General features: G+C 68.0%; 17 protein-coding genes and 1 tRNA gene. 8 read left to right on the plus strand and 10 right to left on the minus strand.

The genetic code is table 11. From position 1 onward, the window contains the following. Nucleotides 1-63 precede the first annotated feature (63 nt). Nucleotides 64-741 carry a DUF7500 family protein gene (locus tag ACQUQF_RS00340; RefSeq protein WP_435174470.1) on the minus strand — a complete coding sequence of 226 codons (678 nt, stop codon included), beginning with the start codon at nt 739-741 and terminating at the stop codon, nt 64-66. 256 nt (nt 742-997) lie between these two features. Here ACQUQF_RS00340 and ACQUQF_RS00345 point away from each other — a divergent pair, with 256 nt between their 5' ends. From ACQUQF_RS00345 to ACQUQF_RS00360, 4 genes are all read left to right on the plus strand, one after another. Beyond that, nucleotides 998-1222, plus strand: coding sequence for a helix-turn-helix domain-containing protein (locus ACQUQF_RS00345; RefSeq protein WP_435174472.1), 225 nt, complete (start codon nt 998-1000; stop codon nt 1220-1222). A gap of 414 nt (nt 1223-1636) precedes the next feature. Then, nucleotides 1637-2491, plus strand: coding sequence for a ubiquinol-cytochrome c reductase iron-sulfur subunit (locus tag ACQUQF_RS00350; RefSeq protein ID WP_435174474.1), 855 nt, complete (start codon nt 1637-1639; stop codon nt 2489-2491). A gap of 185 nt (nt 2492-2676) precedes the next feature. Continuing rightward, on the plus strand, nt 2677-2883 hold the full coding sequence (locus tag ACQUQF_RS00355; RefSeq protein ID WP_435174476.1) for a hypothetical protein: 207 nt from the start codon (nt 2677-2679) through the stop codon (nt 2881-2883). A 603-nt stretch (nt 2884-3486) separates the two neighbouring features. After that, entirely contained in the window at nt 3487-3831 is a 345-nt protein-coding gene (locus tag ACQUQF_RS00360; protein WP_435174479.1) for a DUF7344 domain-containing protein, read from the plus strand. A 130-nt stretch (nt 3832-3961) separates the two neighbouring features. On the opposite strand, the gene ACQUQF_RS00365 is transcribed toward ACQUQF_RS00360, so the two are convergent. The 3 genes from ACQUQF_RS00365 to ACQUQF_RS00375 all read right to left on the minus strand — a co-directional run bounded on the left by ACQUQF_RS00365 (nt 3962) and on the right by ACQUQF_RS00375 (nt 5737). Further along, a tRNA-Thr gene (locus tag ACQUQF_RS00365) sits at nt 3962-4035 on the minus strand. Nucleotides 4036-4054: 19 nt separating this feature from the next. Continuing rightward, nucleotides 4055-4537, minus strand: coding sequence for a GNAT family N-acetyltransferase (locus tag ACQUQF_RS00370; RefSeq protein WP_435174482.1), 483 nt, complete (start codon nt 4535-4537; stop codon nt 4055-4057). After that, the gene (locus ACQUQF_RS00375; RefSeq protein ID WP_435174485.1) at nt 4538-5737 is read right to left on the minus strand and encodes a phosphoglycerate kinase; all 1200 of its coding nucleotides are present in this window, start codon (nt 5735-5737) and stop codon (nt 4538-4540) included. A 168-nt stretch (nt 5738-5905) separates the two neighbouring features. Between ACQUQF_RS00375 and ACQUQF_RS00380 the strand changes: the two genes are divergently transcribed. Both ACQUQF_RS00380 and ACQUQF_RS00385 read left to right on the plus strand, forming a co-directional pair. After that, entirely contained in the window at nt 5906-7258 is a 1353-nt protein-coding gene (locus ACQUQF_RS00380) for an ABC transporter substrate-binding protein (protein ID WP_435174488.1), read from the plus strand. 156 nt (nt 7259-7414) lie between these two features. Further along, nucleotides 7415-8785: an ABC transporter substrate-binding protein gene (locus ACQUQF_RS00385; protein WP_435174491.1), complete on the plus strand. Its 1371-nt coding sequence runs from the start codon at nt 7415-7417 to the stop codon at nt 8783-8785. A 318-nt stretch (nt 8786-9103) separates the two neighbouring features. On the opposite strand, the gene ACQUQF_RS00390 is transcribed toward ACQUQF_RS00385, so the two are convergent. The 6 genes from ACQUQF_RS00390 to ACQUQF_RS00415 all read right to left on the minus strand — a co-directional run bounded on the left by ACQUQF_RS00390 (nt 9104) and on the right by ACQUQF_RS00415 (nt 15934). Beyond that, nucleotides 9104-9856, minus strand: coding sequence for an ABC transporter ATP-binding protein (locus tag ACQUQF_RS00390; RefSeq protein ID WP_435174494.1), 753 nt, complete (start codon nt 9854-9856; stop codon nt 9104-9106). 3 nt (nt 9857-9859) lie between these two features. Continuing rightward, entirely contained in the window at nt 9860-10864 is a 1005-nt protein-coding gene (locus ACQUQF_RS00395; RefSeq protein WP_435174497.1) for an ABC transporter ATP-binding protein, read from the minus strand. Continuing rightward, complete coding sequence (locus ACQUQF_RS00400) at nt 10861-12852, minus strand: branched-chain amino acid ABC transporter permease (protein ID WP_435174500.1); 1992 nt, start codon at nt 12850-12852, stop codon at nt 10861-10863. The genes ACQUQF_RS00395 and ACQUQF_RS00400 overlap by 4 nt, the downstream gene beginning before the upstream one ends. Before the next feature lies 1 nt (nt 12853). Next, entirely contained in the window at nt 12854-14296 is a 1443-nt protein-coding gene (locus tag ACQUQF_RS00405; protein ID WP_435174503.1) for a branched-chain amino acid ABC transporter permease, read from the minus strand. Nucleotides 14297-14432: 136 nt separating this feature from the next. Then, the gene (locus ACQUQF_RS00410) at nt 14433-15047 is read right to left on the minus strand and encodes a CBS domain-containing protein (protein ID WP_435174506.1); all 615 of its coding nucleotides are present in this window, start codon (nt 15045-15047) and stop codon (nt 14433-14435) included. A gap of 128 nt (nt 15048-15175) precedes the next feature. Continuing rightward, nucleotides 15176-15934 (minus strand): GTP cyclohydrolase IIa, encoded by a 759-nt coding sequence (locus ACQUQF_RS00415; protein ID WP_435174508.1) that lies wholly within the window; start codon nt 15932-15934, stop codon nt 15176-15178. A 286-nt stretch (nt 15935-16220) separates the two neighbouring features. Between ACQUQF_RS00415 and ACQUQF_RS00420 the strand changes: the two genes are divergently transcribed. Both ACQUQF_RS00420 and udk read left to right on the plus strand, forming a co-directional pair. Next, nucleotides 16221-16415 (plus strand): cold-shock protein, encoded by a 195-nt coding sequence (locus tag ACQUQF_RS00420; protein WP_435174511.1) that lies wholly within the window; start codon nt 16221-16223, stop codon nt 16413-16415. Nucleotides 16416-16620: 205 nt separating this feature from the next. Then, on the plus strand, nt 16621-17421 hold the full coding sequence (gene udk / locus ACQUQF_RS00425) for a uridine kinase (protein ID WP_435174513.1): 801 nt from the start codon (nt 16621-16623) through the stop codon (nt 17419-17421). The last annotated feature ends 11 nt before the right edge of the window (nt 17422-17432 follow it).

Below are 17432 nucleotides of genomic sequence, written 5' to 3' on the forward strand. Positions count from 1 at the left end.
ACGGAGGCGAACCGACGAGACGGCTCGACCGAAGAAGTGGAACTCGACCGGTGGAATCGGGGGTCAGACGTTCTCCGGCGGGAACACCATGCCGCGGTCGTCCTGGACCGCCTCGAAGAGGTCGGCGATGGTGTCGTCCGGACCCAGGTCGTAGGCCCGGAGGATGGCCTGGAGGCAGGACGGCGAGTAGCGGACCCGGACGTTCGACTCGGTGAGCAGGATGCCGAGCACGTCCTCGACGGCCGTCTCGGTGGTCAGCTGCTGGGCGTACCACCGCAGCAGGCTGTCGAACACCGTGGTCACGTCGTCGGAGAACATCTGCTGGTGGGAGATGGCGTCGTCGGACTTGGCGCTGACGTGGAAGCCGTACCGGGCGCTGGTCCCCTGGAGGTCGTCCTCGAGCCACCGCTTGACCGCGCCGGAGTCGACGTCGGCCCCGGCGGGCGGCCGGTCGGCGACCGACCGCTCGTCCCGTCCGGGGTCCGACCGGCCGGGCCGGCCGCCGTCCTCTCCCGAGGACCCGCCGGACGACGAACCGTCCTGGGCGTCCGCGGGCACCTCCGGTCGGGCGTCGGTGCCGATGACGTACCGGTCGTCGTCGAGCGGGACGACCTGCTCCTCGTCCTCGAAGTCGAGCTCGTCGGGCGACAGCGCCGACCCCTCGCCGGCGCTCTGGGCCTCGTCCGGCCGCGTGAGGGACGGTTCTTCGGGGTCCCGGCCGCCGTCCGGCGTCGGACTCATTGGGAGACGCTACCGTTCGGGTTCACATAAACCCACCGCCTGCGGGAACGAAACCCGCCGGTACTCCCGTCCTCCGGCCGGGTCTGGGCGGTCCGGTGACCCGCGGCGTCGGTCCGGCCGGGTCAGTCCCGTCGACCGCGTTCGGCCCTTGCAATAGTTGCCGGATGCGCGGGCCGCCGGCTGTCGTTCCCGCCGAGTTCGACGATCGTTGAAATAGGGATTTATTATCGTCGAACCACTCGCATCTACTACCGAAATGAGCGTACAACGTCCGACGACATCGTCGAGGGAGCTGCCGACGGAACTGGAGTCGCCGCGCGCGAAGCTCGTGTACCTCTACCTGCGGCCGGGAGCGGCGTCGATCGACGACCTCCAGCGCGACCTCGGCGTCGAGAAGATAACCCTGTACAGCATCCTCCGAACGCTCCGCGAGCGGGGTCTCGTGGAGAAGCGCGACGGGTCGTTCGCGGTGGTCGAGTAGCTACTCTTCGTCCTCTTCCGGGCAGAGCTGGTCCGGCGTGCGCTCGTAGCGCGGCGTCGCGACGAACTGCTCGATGCGTTCGCGTTCGTCATCTGAGAGGGGCATGTCCGTTGAGACTCACGGCAGGGGTAAAAAGACAGCGGCTACTGTCAGCCCGTCCGACTACACGCCCGACCGTTCCGGGGTGCGCCGGACGGGACCACCTTCTCCAGCACGCGTGCAGAGCACCCTCCGGCGCGCGGCGTAGTATGGCCCTCCGACGAGCGGCGTAGGGCGCCCCTGAACGCCGTCTCCGCTCCACGGCAACCGGGAAGGGAACGGTTATCGCCGACAGTCATATTACCGCGGAAGCCCGGAAATCCGGTGGGGATTGTATGCCGGTCAGTTTCACTACCGGACGCACGGGGGTCCAGCATGGCTGAGGTAGACGACAAGTACCCCGAGGAGTCGGGGCGACGCCGGTTCGTCAAGGGCGTCGTCGGGAGCGCCGCGCTCTCGGGGATCGGCACCGCGGCGGCGGCGAGCATCAACACGGCCACCGCGCCGACCGGGGCGGGCGGCGGCATAACCCAGTACTACGGTCCCGAGAACATCGACGGCCCCGCGCCGCGGGCGATGCCCCAGATCCCGGTCGAGATAGACGACGAGGGGTTCCTCAAGGGCATCTGGCCCGAACCGAAGACGGTCACCCAGGCGGGCCGCGAGGTCACCATCGCGGAGATGGATCTGGGCGGTGTCACCTACTCCAGCGAGTGGTTCCAGTACTGCGGCGTCCAGACCTACCCCGGCGTGGACCCGGAGGCCGATCAGGACAACTACTTCCGGTACGCGGGCTCGTCGCCGTACGAATGGCAGGAGGAGGAGGTCGAACCCGGAGAGAAGGTCAACGTCGCCGACTTCGAGGACTACGAGGAGTTCGGCAACGATATCGGCACCGACGGCATCGGCAAGCCGGCGCTGGCGACGTGGCGCTCGCAGGACGTCCCCCCGAGCGGCACGATGCCGGTCCAGATCATCCGGAGCACCCTGTTCGAGGAGATGACCGAGCAGGGCGACGACTGGCTGTCGGCCAGCATCGCCGACGGGTTCTACGCCAACCTCAACAAGTGTACGCACTTCTGTTGCGTGCCGTCGTTCAAGGGACTGGCCTCCAGCGCCCAGTTCGGTGCGGCCGACGAGATCTACTGCCAGTGCCACCAGTCGGTGTACGACCCGTACAACATCGTGCAGGTGTCGTTCGTCGCGCTCCCGCGTCCCGAGGAGGACTGACGGCGGAACTGTCGGTCGTCGACCGACGGGGCTCCCCGTCGCCCGGACTCCGGACGGCGCCGACGCGCCGAGCGTTCCGCCGTCTTGGGGACAGACGTCGACGTCGCGTCGCGCGATGACGACTAAATGTCACTTTGGAGAGCCAGCAACAAACGTTTTATAGCCGCGGTAAGCATCCACCACCGTTGACGCGCATGCTCTCCGCAGTCCTCGACCGGCTCAGAGGTATGGTGGGGTCGTCGGCCGCCGACGGCGACGACGAGAACGGCGTTCGGGACGACGGACCGGACCTCTACGAGTGCGAGGGCTGCGGAGCGGTGTTCATCTCCAGGCCCGAGGAGTGCTCGAACTGCGAGGACGACGACTTCACGAACGTCGGGAAGTTCAGGTGACTCGGTCGGTCCTGCCGGCGGTCTGCGGGTTCTCGCGACCGACGCCGTAGCTCTCCGACGGCCAGTCACGGGAGACGGGCGACCGGCCCGACGGACGGTCCATCAGGGGCATCAGACAGCCAGAGAGGAGGTAGTACAGCCCCGGCAGAATCGGAGTCCGTGGGCGGAGCGCAGAACGACCTGGTCGACGAAGCGGAAGCAGTGGGCGAAGCGGCGACGGCCGGAACCGCGTCGGCCTCCCCCTGTTGGGCCGTCCGTTCCGGCCGCCGGCGTCGGCGGGCCGCCGAGCGGGTAAGGAGCGCCCGGCGGCCGCGCTGCGTCACAGGCGAACGTGCACCGGGAGTCGGTCGGCGCCGCCGTGGCGGTCCGTCGACGAGTCGCGGCACGGCGAGGCGGTCTATCACCGCCCGTTCCTAGCGTCGACCGTGGAACTGATAAAACGGCGTCAGACTCCCGACCGTTTCGTTTTAAGTCACCGCACGCGACAGACGGATGACCGTTCCGCGGCGTCGAACCCGTTGCAACCGCCGGGTGGGTTCTTATCGGCCGAGTCGAATGTCGCAACTACCGGTGGCCCGACCCGCCGCGCACCGATCTCCACCCATGGACTTCGAAACCGCGTTCGACGTACTGAGCAACGAACACCGCCGCGCCGTCCTCGAGATCCTCGCGGAGACCGGCCGGCTCTCCCGCCGGGAACTGACGTCTCGGCTGCTCGCCCGCGACGTCGGGCCCGACGACCCGGACCGGTCGTCCCGGCGCAGGCTCCGCATCGCGCTCCACCACAACCACCTGCCGCACCTGGCCGACGCCGGCGTCGTGACCTACGACGACGAGACGGTGGCGCCGACTCCGGAACTCGACGCCGTCGTCGGGTGGCTCGACGGCTCCGGACCGACCGATGGACCCGACAGCCTCGACGACAGACTGGCCGAGTTCTACGCGTAGGGGACGCTCGACGATTCTCGAACCCCGGCCCCGCCCGTCGTCGAACAAAGCGCCGACGGTGGTCAGTGGACGTACCTCGGGGAATCGCTACCGAACAGTCCGCGTCGCTGTCGACGTCGACAGCGACGCAAGCCAGGGGTGGGATTTGAACCCACGAACTCCCGATTACAAGTCGGGTGCTTGAACCGCCCAAGCTCCCCTGGCGCGTACCGCCACGTTCAGGCTACTCCTTTGTGAGCGTATCGCTTTCGACCGATTTTTCCAGTTCGACCCGGTGGGGAGCGTAACCGTGGCGGCGGTAGAACCGCCGGGCGTCCTCGTTGCCGGCCATCACCTCCAGCGCGACGGCGTCGGCGCCCGCCTCGCCCAGACGGCGCTCGGCGGTCCGCAGCAGCTCCGACCCGATTCCCTCGCCCCGGCGGTCCGGGACGACCGCGATGTTCCGGACGACTCCCCGTGTCACGTCCTGCTCGTAGTCGCCGGACTCGATGCCGAAGGTGACGAACCCCGCGACGTCGTCGGCGTCGGTCCGGGCCACCAGGAGCTCGTCGGCGACCGCGCTCCGGGCGACCGCCGCCCGGACGGTCGCGCGGTTCTCCTCGGCCAGCAGGTGGGAGTCGTACGCCCGCTGCTCGGCGGCCAGGTCGACCCACGTGTCGGCCACCGCGTCGGCGTCTGCGGTCGTCCCGGGTTCGACGCTGACCATTCAGTCCCGGAGCGCCTCCACCGCGGGCAGCGACTCGCCGGTGAGCATGTTGAGCGCCGCGCCGCCGCCCGTGCTCACGTGGTCGAACCCCTCGATGCCGAACCGCCGGATGGCGGCCGCGGTGTCGCCCCCGCCCACGACGCTGTACTCGGCCGCCGTCGCGGTCTCGAAGAGGTCGCGGGTCCCCTTCGCGAACGTCTCGTCCTCGAAGACCCCCGCCGGACCGTTGAGGACGACCGTGCCCGAGTTCCTGATGGTCTCTGTGTAACGCTCGATGGTCTCGGAGCCGACGTCCATCGCGGACTCGCCCTCCCGGGGCGGGAGGTCCTCGATCGCGATCTCGTGGCGGTCGCCGTCGCGCTCGACCGCCACGTCGACCGGGAGCCGGATGCGGTCGCCGTGCTCGGCGAGCAGGTCGGCCGCGCGGTCGATCTCGTCCCAGTAGCCCTGCTCGTAGACGAAGTCGGCGCTGGCGTCGCCGAGGTCGCGCTCGTCGGCCAGCAGGAACACGTTGGCCACCACCCCGGTCGTCAGCACCTCGTCGGCCAGCCCCCGGTCGAGCACGCTCTCGACGACCGTCATCGAGTCGGGGACCTTCGCGCCGCCGATGACGTAGGTCCGGGGCTCGGGCGTGCTCTCGATGTCGCCCAGCACGTCGAGCTCCCGCTCCATCACCCGGCCGGCGTAGCCCGGGATCCGGGACGGGAAGCCGACGATGGAGGGCTGAGAGCGGTGGGCCGCGGCGAACGCGTCGTTGACGTAGGCGTCGAGCACGGGGACGAGCTTGTCGACGAGCTCGGTCTCGCCCGCCCGGGCGGCCGGGAACTCCATGTACTCCTCGCTGTAGAAGCGGGTGTTCTCCAGCACGACCGCCTCCCCGTCGGAGAGGTTCTCGATAGAGCGCCGGGCGTCCGCGGAGAAGGTCGCGTCGGAGTACTCGACCGGCGCCTCGAGGAGTTCGTCGAGGCGCTCGGCGTGCGGGCGGAGGTCCCTGAACTGGTCGCCGCCGGGCCGGCCCTGGTGGGCGAGGACGGCCACCCGACCGCCCCGTTCCAGCAGTTCCGAGAGGGTGTCGACGTGAGCGCGGAGGCGGGCGTCGTCGGCGAGGTCGCCGTCGTCGGTCAGCGGACTGTTGATGTCGATGCGCACTCCGAGCGTGGTCCCTTGGACGGCGAGGTCGTCCAGGGTCTCTATCGGCATGTACGTCACTCCGACAGCCCGCGGCATATATGTGTCGGGCTTCCTGACAAATAGAAATTCGCTTCCGAGTGAACTTTTCACCGGCGCGTGTAACGTTCGCTACAGTCGTGCGTAGCGTTGACCCATCACGAACCTTTTTATACCCGGTGTGAGACCTACTGGTAGACTATGACAGGCAAAGAGAAGTCGCGACGCGCGTACCTCAAAGCGACCGGTGCGGCAGGCGCAGCTGGCCTGACCGGACTGTCGGGGTGTGTCGGAAGCCTCACGGGAAGCGGAGCGAACGAGACGACGACCGAGGACCAGCAGGAGACCGCCGGCGGTGGCGACACGACGACAGCCGGCGGCGACGAGCAGGAGCAGGGCGGTCAGCCCATCCAGATGGGCTCCATTCTGCCCATCACCGGTGCGCTCAGCGCGTACGGCGCCGGGATGCAGAAGGCGGTCAACCTCGCCGCCAAGCAGATCAACGACGCGGGCGGTCCGCTCGGGCGCAAGATCGAGGTCACCAACAAGGACAGCGAGACCAAGCCCGCGAAGGCGACACAGAAGTACAAGACGCTGGTCAACGAGGCGGGCATCATCGGGTTCGTCGGGGCGGCCTCCAGCGGGGTCTCGGTCCCGCTCGCCCAGCAGGTCGCCGCCGACCAGGTGATGCAGATGAGCAACGCCAGCACCACGCCGGCGCTCGCCGAGATCGGCTACAACGAGGACGAGACGGTCAAGTACTTCGGCCGGACCGCGCCCAACGACGGGCAGCAGGGCATCGTGATGGGCCGGATCATGAACGACGACAAGTACATCGGCGCCGACAAGGCCGCGTTCCTCTACGTCAACAACGCCTACGGCAAGGGCCTCGCCGAGAAGGCCAAGGCGGCGTTCGACGGGAAGTCGGTCGGAATGGTGCCCTACGACAAGAAGTCCTCGGACTACACCTCGACGCTCGACAAGCTCTTCGAGAACGACCCGGACGCCATCGGGTTCGTCGGCTACCCCGGCAACGGGAAGACCATCCTGAAGCAGTGGTCGAACGGCGGCTACGGCGGCGAGTGGGTCCTGAGCGAGGGACTCAACTCCTCGGAGTTCTTCAAGAACCTCAGCGACATCACCGACGGGATGTACCTCGCCTCGCCGAGCCCCGAGTCCACGAAGAGCGCGAAGAAGTACGACGAGGCGATGAGCGGCCAGTCGGCCACCCTGTTCGCGCCCCACGCCTACGACGGGTTGTTCCTCCAGGCGCTCGCCATCCACAAGGCCGGCGAGGCCTCGGGGACCGCCATCGCGAAGAACATCCGGTCGGTCTCCCGTCCCGACGGCGAGAAGGTGTTCGCCGGCGAGTTCGGCAAGGCGAAGCGACTGCTCGACGAGGGCAAGGCGATAAACTACCAGGGCGCGTCGAGTCCCGTCGACCTGAACAAGAGCCTCGAACCCCTCAACCGGTTCGCCATCATGCAGGTCAACGGCGGGAAGGCGAAGGAACTCGACACCATCGAGCGGTCGTGGTTCGAGGGCAAACTGTAGCCGTCCGGGGCGTCTCGGACGTCGCCTCCCTCCCGTTCGACGCACCGGAACGCAGTTTCTTTCGGGCCGGTTCCGGGATTCGGTTGAACTATCTGCCCGTGTCGTGGTAACCATACACAATAGTTTATTACTCCGGCGTCGTGTATCACGTCGGAGATGTCAGAGAAACTTCGGACGACACGGCGGAGGTACGTAAAGGGCGCGACGGTCGCGGGGGTGGCCGGGCTGACCGGACTGTCGACGTCGGCGGCCGCGCGGCAGGGCGGCCCCATCCAGATGGGATCCATCCTCCCCATCACGGGCGCGCTCAGCGCGTACGGGAGCGGGATGCAGAAGGCGGCCAACCTCGCCGCGCAGAACGTCAACGACGCCGGGGGCCCGCTCGGCCGGCAGATCAACATGAACAACGCCGACAGCGAGACCAAGCCCGCGCGGGCCATCCAGAAGTACAACTCGCTGGTCAACGAGGCGGGCATCATCGGGTTCGTCGGGGCGGCCTCCAGCGGGGTCTCGGTCCCGCTCGCCCAGAACGTCGCCTCCGACCAGGTGATGCAGGTGAGCAACGCCAGCACGTCGCCGGCGCTGGCCCAGATCGGCTACAACGAGGATCGGACCGTCAAGTACTTCGGCCGGACCGCGCCCAACGACGGGCAGCAGGGCATCGTGATGGGCCGGATCATGAACGACGACAAGTACATCGGCGCCGACAAGGCCGCGTTCCTCTACGTCGACAACCCCTACGGGCAGGGGCTCGCCGAGAAGGCCAGCGCGCAGTTCGAGGGCGAGACGACCGCGATGGTCGGGTACAGCAAGCGGTCGAGCGACTACACCTCGACGCTCGACAAGGTGTTCAACGGGGATCCCGACGCGGTCGGGTTCGTCGGCTACCCCGGCAACGGTCGGACCATCCTGAAGCAGTGGTCGAACGGCGGTTACGGCGGCGAGTGGGTGCTCAGCGAGGGGCTGAACTCCTCGGAGTTCCTGAGTAGCCTCAGCAACATCACGGCCGGGATGTACCTCGCCTCGCCCGACCCCGAGCAGACGAAGGGCGCGACCAAGTTCGAGCAGATGATGGGCGACCAGGCGGGCACCCTGTTCGCGCCCCACGCCTACGACGCCCTCTTCCTCCAGGCGCTGGCAATCGAGGCCGCGGGCGAGGCGTCCGGGACCGCGATCGCCAAGAACATCCGGCGCGTCTCGCGGCCCGAGGCCGGCAGCCAGGCCACCGCGAACGAGACCACCACCGCCGACATGTCGGGCGGCCAGTCCTCGCCGCCGCAGGCGAAGGTCGTCACCGTCGACGAGTTCCAGAAGGCCAAGGACCTGCTGTCGAACGGCCAGGACATCAACTACCAGGGCGCGTCGAGTCCCGTCAACCTCAACGAGTCGCTCGAACCCCTCAACCAGTTCGCCATCATGCAGGTGCAGGACGACGGTTCGACGAAGGTCCTGGAGACGATTCCGCGGAGCTTCTTCCGCGGCAAACTCGGCGAAGGCGGCGCGGGGACGACCACGACGCAGGGATAGCAACTGACCCGTCGCAGATTTTTACGCGCACCCGGTGATCCGCCAGCCGACGCGTTCTCGGTGGGGCGAAACGGGGCGGTCGGCGGTCCCCGACGGCAGTCGAGACGAAGGTTGAAGTGCGAAGCCGGGACGAACTCGGGCCGGACGCCTCGCGCGGTTCCGGTCGAGGGCAGTCCGTGCACGCTGCGGGACCGCCAGTCCGACTACCCCGAGAGGGCTGTGCCAACGCCGCGAGTCGAGTCCGAACGTCGGGCCTCGAGAAGTGAACGCCATCAGGGGACCGGAAACGGCGTCGACGGGGTCGAAACCGCCGGGTCCTCAGTCGTCGGTCGCGGCCTCGCCGGCCTCGCCGCCGGTGTCGCCGCCACCGCCGCCGAGGTAGAGCTCGGTCACCTCGTCGTTGTCGAGCAGCGCCTCGCCGGTGTCCTCGAACCGGTTCTCGCCCATCTCGAGCACGTAGCCCCGGTCGGAGTTCCGGAGGGCCTTCCGGGCGTTCTGCTCGACCATCAGGATGGCCGTGCCCGACTCGTTGATCTCGATGATCTTCTCGAACACCTCGTCGACCAGGTCGGGCGCCAGCCCCGCCGAGGGCTCGTCGACCAGCATCAGGTCGGGGTCGACCATCAGCCCGCGGCCCATCGCGAGCATCTGCTGCTGGCCGCCCGACATGGTGCCGGCCTTCTGGTTCTGGCGCTCCTCCAGGATTGGGAAGCGCTCGAACACCTCCTGGAGCGCGTCCTCCGGCACCGAGTCGAGGATGTACGCGCCCATCTCGAGGTTCTCCCGGACGGTGAGGTTCGGGAAGACGTTGTCGACCTGCGGGACGTAGCACATCCCCTCGCGGGTGATCTCGTCGGGCCTGAGGCCGGTGATCTCCGCGCCGTCGAACGTCACCGTCCCCTCCCAGCAGTCGATGAGCCCGAAGACGGCCTTCATGAACGTCGACTTGCCCGCGCCGTTCGGCCCGATGATGCAGACGATCTCGTCGTCTCCGACGTCCATCGAGACCCCGTGGAGGATCTGGGCGTCGCCGTAGCCCGACACGATGTCCCGGGCCTCGAGTAGCGCCATCGGTTATCCCCCCAGGTACGCGTCGACGACGCGCTGGTCGTTCTGTACTTCCTCGGGCGTGCCTTGCATCAGCTTCTTGCCTTGGTCCATGACGATGATGGTGTCCGAGAGGTTCATGATGACCTCCATGTCGTGTTCGACGATGCAGAACGTGTAGCCCTGCTCGCGCAGGTTCTCGATGCGCTGCAACAGCTTCTGGGTCAGCGCGGGGTTGACGCCGGCCACCGGCTCGTCCAGCAGGATGAGGTCGGGGTCGGTCATCAGCACCCGGCCCAGCTCCAGCAGCTTGCGCTGGCCGCCCGAGAGGTTGCCGGCGTACTCGTTGGTGAGGTGGTCGAGCTCGAGGAACTCCAGCATCTCGACCGCCCGCTCGCGGACGTCTTCCTCCTCCTCGGCGACCGCGCCGCGCCGGAACCACGCGTTCGGGAGGCTCTCGCCCCGCTGGTCCTGGGGCGCGAGCATCAGGTTCTCCAGCACGGTCATCCCCTGGAGCTCGCGGGTCAGCTGGAACGTCCGGGAGAGGCCGGCCTCGGACACCCGGAACGGCCGCTTGTTCTTGACGTCGAGGACGTCGTTCTTGACCTTCTCCTCGGCCTGGTAGACGCCCGCGCCGAGTCCGGCACCGACGACCGCCGCGCCGGCCAGCCCGAGCGTGGAGACGCCGGCCGACGCCGCGGCCGCCAGCCCGGCGCCGCCGAAGGTCATCCCGGACGCGCTCATCCAGATGCCCTGCTCGGTCTCGCTCGGGCGCATGATGTCCTGGAGGTCGGTGCCCCGGTAGCGGATGTCGCCGCTGTCGGGCTCGTAGAACCCGCTGATCAGGTTGAACGTCGTGGTCTTGCCGGCGCCGTTCGGGCCGATGAGCCCCGTGACGGTGCCCTCCTCGACCTCGAACGTCGCCCCGTCGACGGCGGTGATGCCGCCGAAGGTCTTGCGCAGCCCCTCGACCTCGAGGATCGATTCGCCGGTGCCGTGCGTCTGGGTCTCGGATTCGACTGTCTCGCTCATTCTTCTGTCACATCCGCGACGGTTCGTTGCTCGCCCCACAGCCCCTCGGGGCGGTAGTAGAGGATGACGATGAGCAGCGCGCCGATGAACGCCAGCCGGAGCGCCTGCACCGACGACCGCGCCGACGTCGGGAAGAACGCCGCGATGTCGGCGGTCGCCTTCTGGAACGCCCAGTAGATGGTCGCGCCCAGGATCATCCCCTTGTTGTTGGCGGTGCCCCCGATGATGAGTGCGAGGAACGCGATGAACGTCACGCGCGGGGCGAACATCGTGTGGACCAGGCTCTGGAAGTAGATGGCGGTCAGCCCGCCGGCGAACCCGGCCAGCGCGGACCCGAGCATCATGCTCTGGACCTTGTAGGCGAAGGTGTTCTTCCCGAGCGAGGTCGCCACGTCCTCGTCCTCCCGGATGGCCTTGAGCACCCGGCCGAACGGCGACTCGACCGTGATCTCCGAGAGGTAGTACAGCATCGCCAGCGACGCCAGCGTCAGCACCAGCAGGAACCGCGAGTAGTCGAACTGCGCGACCCCGCCCTGGAACTTCAGCAGCCACAGCAGGTTCTGGAACGTGTTGTTCACCACCGCGTCGAGGCCGCCCCGCTTGAACGGGACGATGTTGGCCATCCCGAAGTACCGGATGACGAACAGCCAGATGGCGCCGACGCCGACGATGCGGACGAACTCGACGCCCGAGCCGAACCGCTCCCAGTTCGATCCGAGGTAGTAGACCCCGTATAGGAACGCGACCAGCAGCGCCATCGTGGCGAACAGGCCCAGGCTGCTCATCGCGTCGCCGGAGCTCTCGCCGCCGAGCACGATCAGCGGCACGAAGCAGGCGACGAACGTGAGCGCGAGCCCGAGCGCCGCGCCGAAGTCCCGGACCGAGAGGTCGCTGTACCGCCGGGCGACCGCCACGGCGCCGAACACCCAGGTGAACAGCGAGACCGCCGCGAGGAACACCGAGACGACGATCACCGCCTCGCCGAGCGCGACCCCGGCCGCGAAGGCGGCGGTCGCGGTGACGGCGCCGGCCACCGGCGCCCACCGGCGGTTCGCGCCGTAGAACCCCGCGGTGACGGCGGCGAACACGACGAGGCCGAACAGCCAGTCGAGGCTCACGCCCGCGACGGTCCACCACTCGAACGCCTGCCACGCGACGACCCCCGCCGCGAGGCCGAACAGCCCGCCGACGCCCAGCAGCGCGCGCTGCTCGGCCTCGCTCACGCGGGTCCGCGACCGGCGGGCGGCGAGGTAGCCGACGCCGAGCGTCGTGAGCGCGAGCAGACCGTCGACGACCCAGCCGCCGACGCCCCGGGTGCCCGAGATGGTGCGGCCGGCGGTGACACCGCCGTCGGACCGGGGGTCCGACGAAGCTCGCGAACCGTCGGTTCGCTCGCCGCCATCAGCCTTCGTGTCCACGTCGCCCGCCTTCCCGCCGTCGGCGGCCAGCTCGGACCCGCTATCGGTGCCGGTCTCCGCCAGCACGTGGGTCGCCACCGTCCAGAGGACGAAGACGACGAACCCGAGGAGCGCCGCCGCGCCGAGCGTGTCGCCGGGCAGCGGGAAGAAGTCGCGGAACGGCTGGCTGAACCCCCGGAGCGACCCGGGGCCGTTGGCGAGCCAGCCCTCCGACTGGACGATCCGCTTCAGGATGACCGAGATGCCCAGCACCGCGATCGCGAGGTAGTCCTCGCGGAGCCGTATCGCGGGCAGCGCGACCAGCATGCCGAGCAGTCCGGCCACGAGCGTCCCGACCGCGATGGCCGGCAGCCAGGGCCAGCTCCACCCGAGGATGTACGTGGTGAACTGCTGCTCGCTGGCGGGCGGCAACACCAGCAGGGCGGTCACGTAGGCGCCCGTCAGGTAGAACGCCACGTGTCCGATGTCCAGCAGCCCCGTGTAACCGAACTTGATGTTCAGGCCGAGCGCGAGGATCGCGTAGATACCCACGATGATGCCGAGCGATACCAGACTGGATGACAGTGCCATGTTATGAGCCTCCCGTGATGCCTTCGGGTTTGACCAGCAGCACGACGAACAGGATGGCGAACGCGATGGGGATGCGGTAGGTCGACCCGATGCCCGGGATGACGTGGATGCCGACGTCCATCGACAGGCCCACGATGTAGCTCCCGAGGATCGCGCCGTACACCGACTGGAGCCCGCCCAGGATGACGCCGGCGAACATCGGGAGCAGCAGGAAGAAGCCCATGTTGACCGTGAGCTGGCTGAACAGCACGCCGAGCATCACGCCGCCGACCGCCGCGAACGCGCCCGCGATGATCCACGTCGCCATCATCACGCGGTCGGTGTTGATGCCGGTGATCTTCGCGAGGTCGATGTTGTCGCTGGACGCCCGCATCGCCTTGCCCAGCTTTGTCTCCTGGAGCAGGAAGTGCAGCAGCGCCATCATCCCGATCGCGATGAAGATGACCGACGCCCGCATCAGCGACAGCCGGATGCGGGTCTGGAACGACGGCGACTGGGGGACGGCTCCGCCGCCGGCCAGCGCGAACAGCAGGACCACGAACGTCGCGACGCCCGCCACGGCCGCGCCGAGCCGCGGGCCGACGGTGTGGCTCGCGCCGTACCCCTCGGCGCCGCCGCTGCGCCAGCGGTAGACCGCGTACGCGACGCCGACCGTCAGCGCGACCAGCGCGAGCGCCGCGAGCCACGAGTAGGTCGCGGTGAACATCGCCTGGTCGGGGTTCGGTCCGGTGTCGATGACGTGGAGCGTGAATCCGTTGCCGGCCACGTAGAAGTCGAAGAACTTCGCGGCCGACAGGCCGACGTCGTAGCCGAACACCTTGCCGACCTGCGGGACGACGTAGGTCCGGACCTCGCCGCCGTAGAACGCCTGCGTGCCGAACCGGAGCACGAACGACAGCCCCAGCGTCACGATGAGCATCGTGGCCAGCGAGGCGTCCTTGGCCCGGAACTTCTGGAAGATGACCTTCTCGAGGAACGGCGCGACCCACGCGAGAACCAGCGCCGACAGCAGCAGTCCGGCCCAGATCGAGGGGAATCCGAGGCTCACGACGACGCCGAGGGCCGCGGCCGCCGCCGCGTGGACGCCGAGCGCGAGCGCCGGGCTGGGGTCGCCCGGCCACCACGACCCCCGTAACGCCGACATCCCGCCCAGCAAGTACACCGCGGCCAGCGCCGACCCGGCCGCGAGCGCGAACAGCACGACGAACCCGAGCGTGGAGAGGTCGCGGGAGGCCTGCGTCAGCAGCTCGAACACCGGCACGGTCGCCGGCTTGTTGACGAACAGCGCCATGTACGCCCCGAGCATCAGCAGCTCGCCGTGGGCGAAGTTCGGGACCTCCGCGATGTTGTACACCAGCGCCAGGCCGATGGCACCGAGCGCGACGATGCTCCCCGTAACCAGTCCGGTCACGATAGCGTTTGCCAGCCCGGTGCTAGGTGCCACGTGCGAACACCTCGTATACCTGCTTGTCACAGCCTACCATATGACGTATCTCGCAAGCCCGACCTATTTGTGTCTTGCGCTTTTTCGCATCCACTCCTCGCAGAAAATCGCGGAGAACGGGGGCCGCGCCGCCGGCTCAGACGTCCCGACAGTCGGCGCAGATGAGCTGGCCGTTGACGTTGGCGAGCTGCCTGCTCAGGGTGCCGCAGGTCTCGCAGATGCTGCGGTCGGAGTACTCGTGGCGCTCGGCGCCGTCGGCGACGGCGGCCTCGGCGCGGTCGTTGGCCATCCGGTCGGCCCCCATCCGGTCGGTCCCGACTGGTTCGCCGACCTCGCGGGCCGACTCCGCGCGCAGCGACTGGACGTCCGACAGCGACGCCGACGCCGAGATGACGTCCCGCTCGGACAGGAGGCCGACGAGCTCGTTGTCGTCGGTGACGAGTAGTCGGCGGATGTCCTCGCGGGACATCGTGGCCGCCGCGTCCGACAGCTCCCGGTCGGCGCCGATCGAGACGACCGGTTCGGACATCACCGACGACACCTCGGTCGCGGCCGGGTCGCCCTCCCGGGCGACCAGCGCGATGACGTCGGTCTCGGTGACGATGCCGACCGGGTCGCTCCCCCGGAGGACCACGACACATCCCACTCCCTCCTCGTGCATGAGCCCGACCGCCCCCAGCACCGTGTCGGATTCGCTGACGCCGACGTACTCCCGGGACATCACGTCCCGGACGGTCACTTCGCCTTCCATGTGTGAACGATTGGCACTATTGGTCTAAAAAGTATCCCCGGCAGGCTTAAGCGCGCGACGGCCGTACGCTGACGGTTACCGGAGGAAGTGACGGTCGTCGGCGGTCGCTGCCCGGCGGACCGCCGGAGTCAGTCGATGACGACGCGGTGGCCGTCGTCGCGGCACTTCTCGAGCGCGTGCTTGGCCGCCATTCCGGCCGACTGGGGCGTGGCCGCCTGGCCCACGCCGACCTTGAGCTCGACCTCGGCGGTCTTCTCGACGTGCCGGATCGTGTCCTCGTAGGCCGCGGCGCCGAGGTCCGGACAGACCGCGATGACGTTGTCGCCGCCGACGAAGAACGAGAGGCCGCCGTGGGCCCGCCGGAAGTACCGCATCAGCTCGGCGTACCCCTGCTCGATGTGGATGAACGAGTCGAAGGCGTTGAGCCGGTCGGTGTACTTGCCGGTGGCGTCGTTGACGTCGAAGTGGGCGATCTGGACGTCGTCGTCGGTGCGCTCGTCGGGGTCGAGGGTCGTCCCGCGGAGGATCTCGGTCCGGTCGGCCTCCTGGGCGCTGCCGGCGTCCTGGATGTGCTCGGTCGCCGCCGAGAGCGCCTCGACGGGGCTGGGGTCGGCCCCGATGCCGAAGCTGACGGTCACCGGGTACCGGTTGGCGACCGACTCCTGGATCATGGCGTGGTCGGCCTCGTCCATCCCGTTCGTGACCGCGATCATGTTGTCGAACCGCGTGAAGAAGGCGTACCCCTCGCGGTTGCCCACCAGCTGGGAGAGGTCGGCGTACAGCCGGGACTGGAGGGTCTGGAGGTCGACCTCCCGGCGGGGTTCGGGCGTCACGGTCCACGGTCCGTAGTTGTCGATCTGGATGAGCGTAACCTGCGCGTTCGTCACAGTTGACCGGGGTTTCGGTTCGGTGGTTAATAAGTCGTCCTAATCTCGATAGGTGTTCCAGAATTGGGGAGGGGACGAGAGAGGGAACGACTCGGCCGTCAGTGACCGATACCGGCAGAATCACCTGCGAAATGCCAGAATCGGCCGATATACTATCGAGAGCCGACCACTCAGTCAGATCTGTCTATCGAACCCCGAATAATGGATATGTCCGTCCAAATATTCGGCGCGTCGGCAAACGAATTGCAGAAGACTTATCCGTGTAACCGACAATTGTCTACTCGCAATGGCAGAAGGAAACGTTGACTTCTTCAACGACACCGGCGGTTACGGTTTCATCTCGACGGACGACGCTGACGAGGACGTGTTCTTCCACATGGAAGACATCGGCGGCCCGGACCTCGAAGAGGGAACTGAGGTAGAGTTCAGTATCGAGCAGGCGGACAAGGGTCCGCGTGCGACGAATCTGACGCGACTTTAAACACGCAATTCAGGCCGCCGAGAGGCGGGTGAACGCGCTTTTTCCCGACGACAACGCTCGCGAGCGACGGCCGTCTGCGACGCCGTGATTGCCGGCGCCCGGCGCTCGCAGAGCCGCCGGTTCGAAGCGAGCCGACAGGTATCGCCACCGAGAGGCGGATTCCATTCCGGGACATTCAAACCCCCTTCCGCCCTGAACCTCACCAATGACAATCCCCTCCTTCGTCATCGGAATCGCGGGCGGGACCGGGGCCGGGAAGACGACGGTCGCCCGCGAGATCACCGAGGAGGTCGAGGACGACGTCACGCGGATCCCGATGGACAACTACTACAAGGACCTGAGCCACCTCGACTTCGAGGAGCGCGAGGAGGTCAACTACGACCACCCCTCGGCGTTCGAGTGGGACCTGCTGCGCGAGCACCTCGACGCCCTGCTGTCGGGCCAGTCGATCGAGATGCCCCAGTACGACTTCTCGATCCACAACCGGAAGGACGAGACCGTCGCGGTCGACCCGACCGACGTCATCGTGCTGGAGGGCATCTTCGCGCTCTACGACGAGGACGTCAACGAGATGCTCGACATCCGGGTGTACGTCGAGACCGACGCCGACGTGCGCATCCTCCGGCGCATCGAGCGCGACGTGGTCGAGCGCGGCCGCGACCTGGAGGGGGTCATCGACCAGTACCTCTCGACGGTCAAGCCGATGCACGAGCAGTTCGTCGCGCCCACGAAGAAGCGGGCCGACCTCATCATCCCGGAGGGCGCCAACGCGGTCGCGGTCAACCTGCTGGAGGAGAAGGTCCGGGCCGAGACGCTCACCGACTCGGGGTCGGGGTGGACCCTCTCGGAGGAGGGCGTCGAGCGCGAGGACGCCGAGCGCCTCGCAGTCGCCGGCCCGACCACGGCGGACGGGGGACGCGACGGTCCGGAGTTCGGCGACGGCTCGCGCCCGGGCGACTCGCGACGGGACGACGACAGCCGGTGGCGGAGCGACGACGCAGAATAGCGGGCGACCGA

The sequence above is a fragment of the Halorussus sp. AFM4 genome (genome assembly GCF_051194995.1).
Lineage (GTDB): Archaea > Halobacteriota > Halobacteria > Halobacteriales > Haladaptataceae > Halorussus.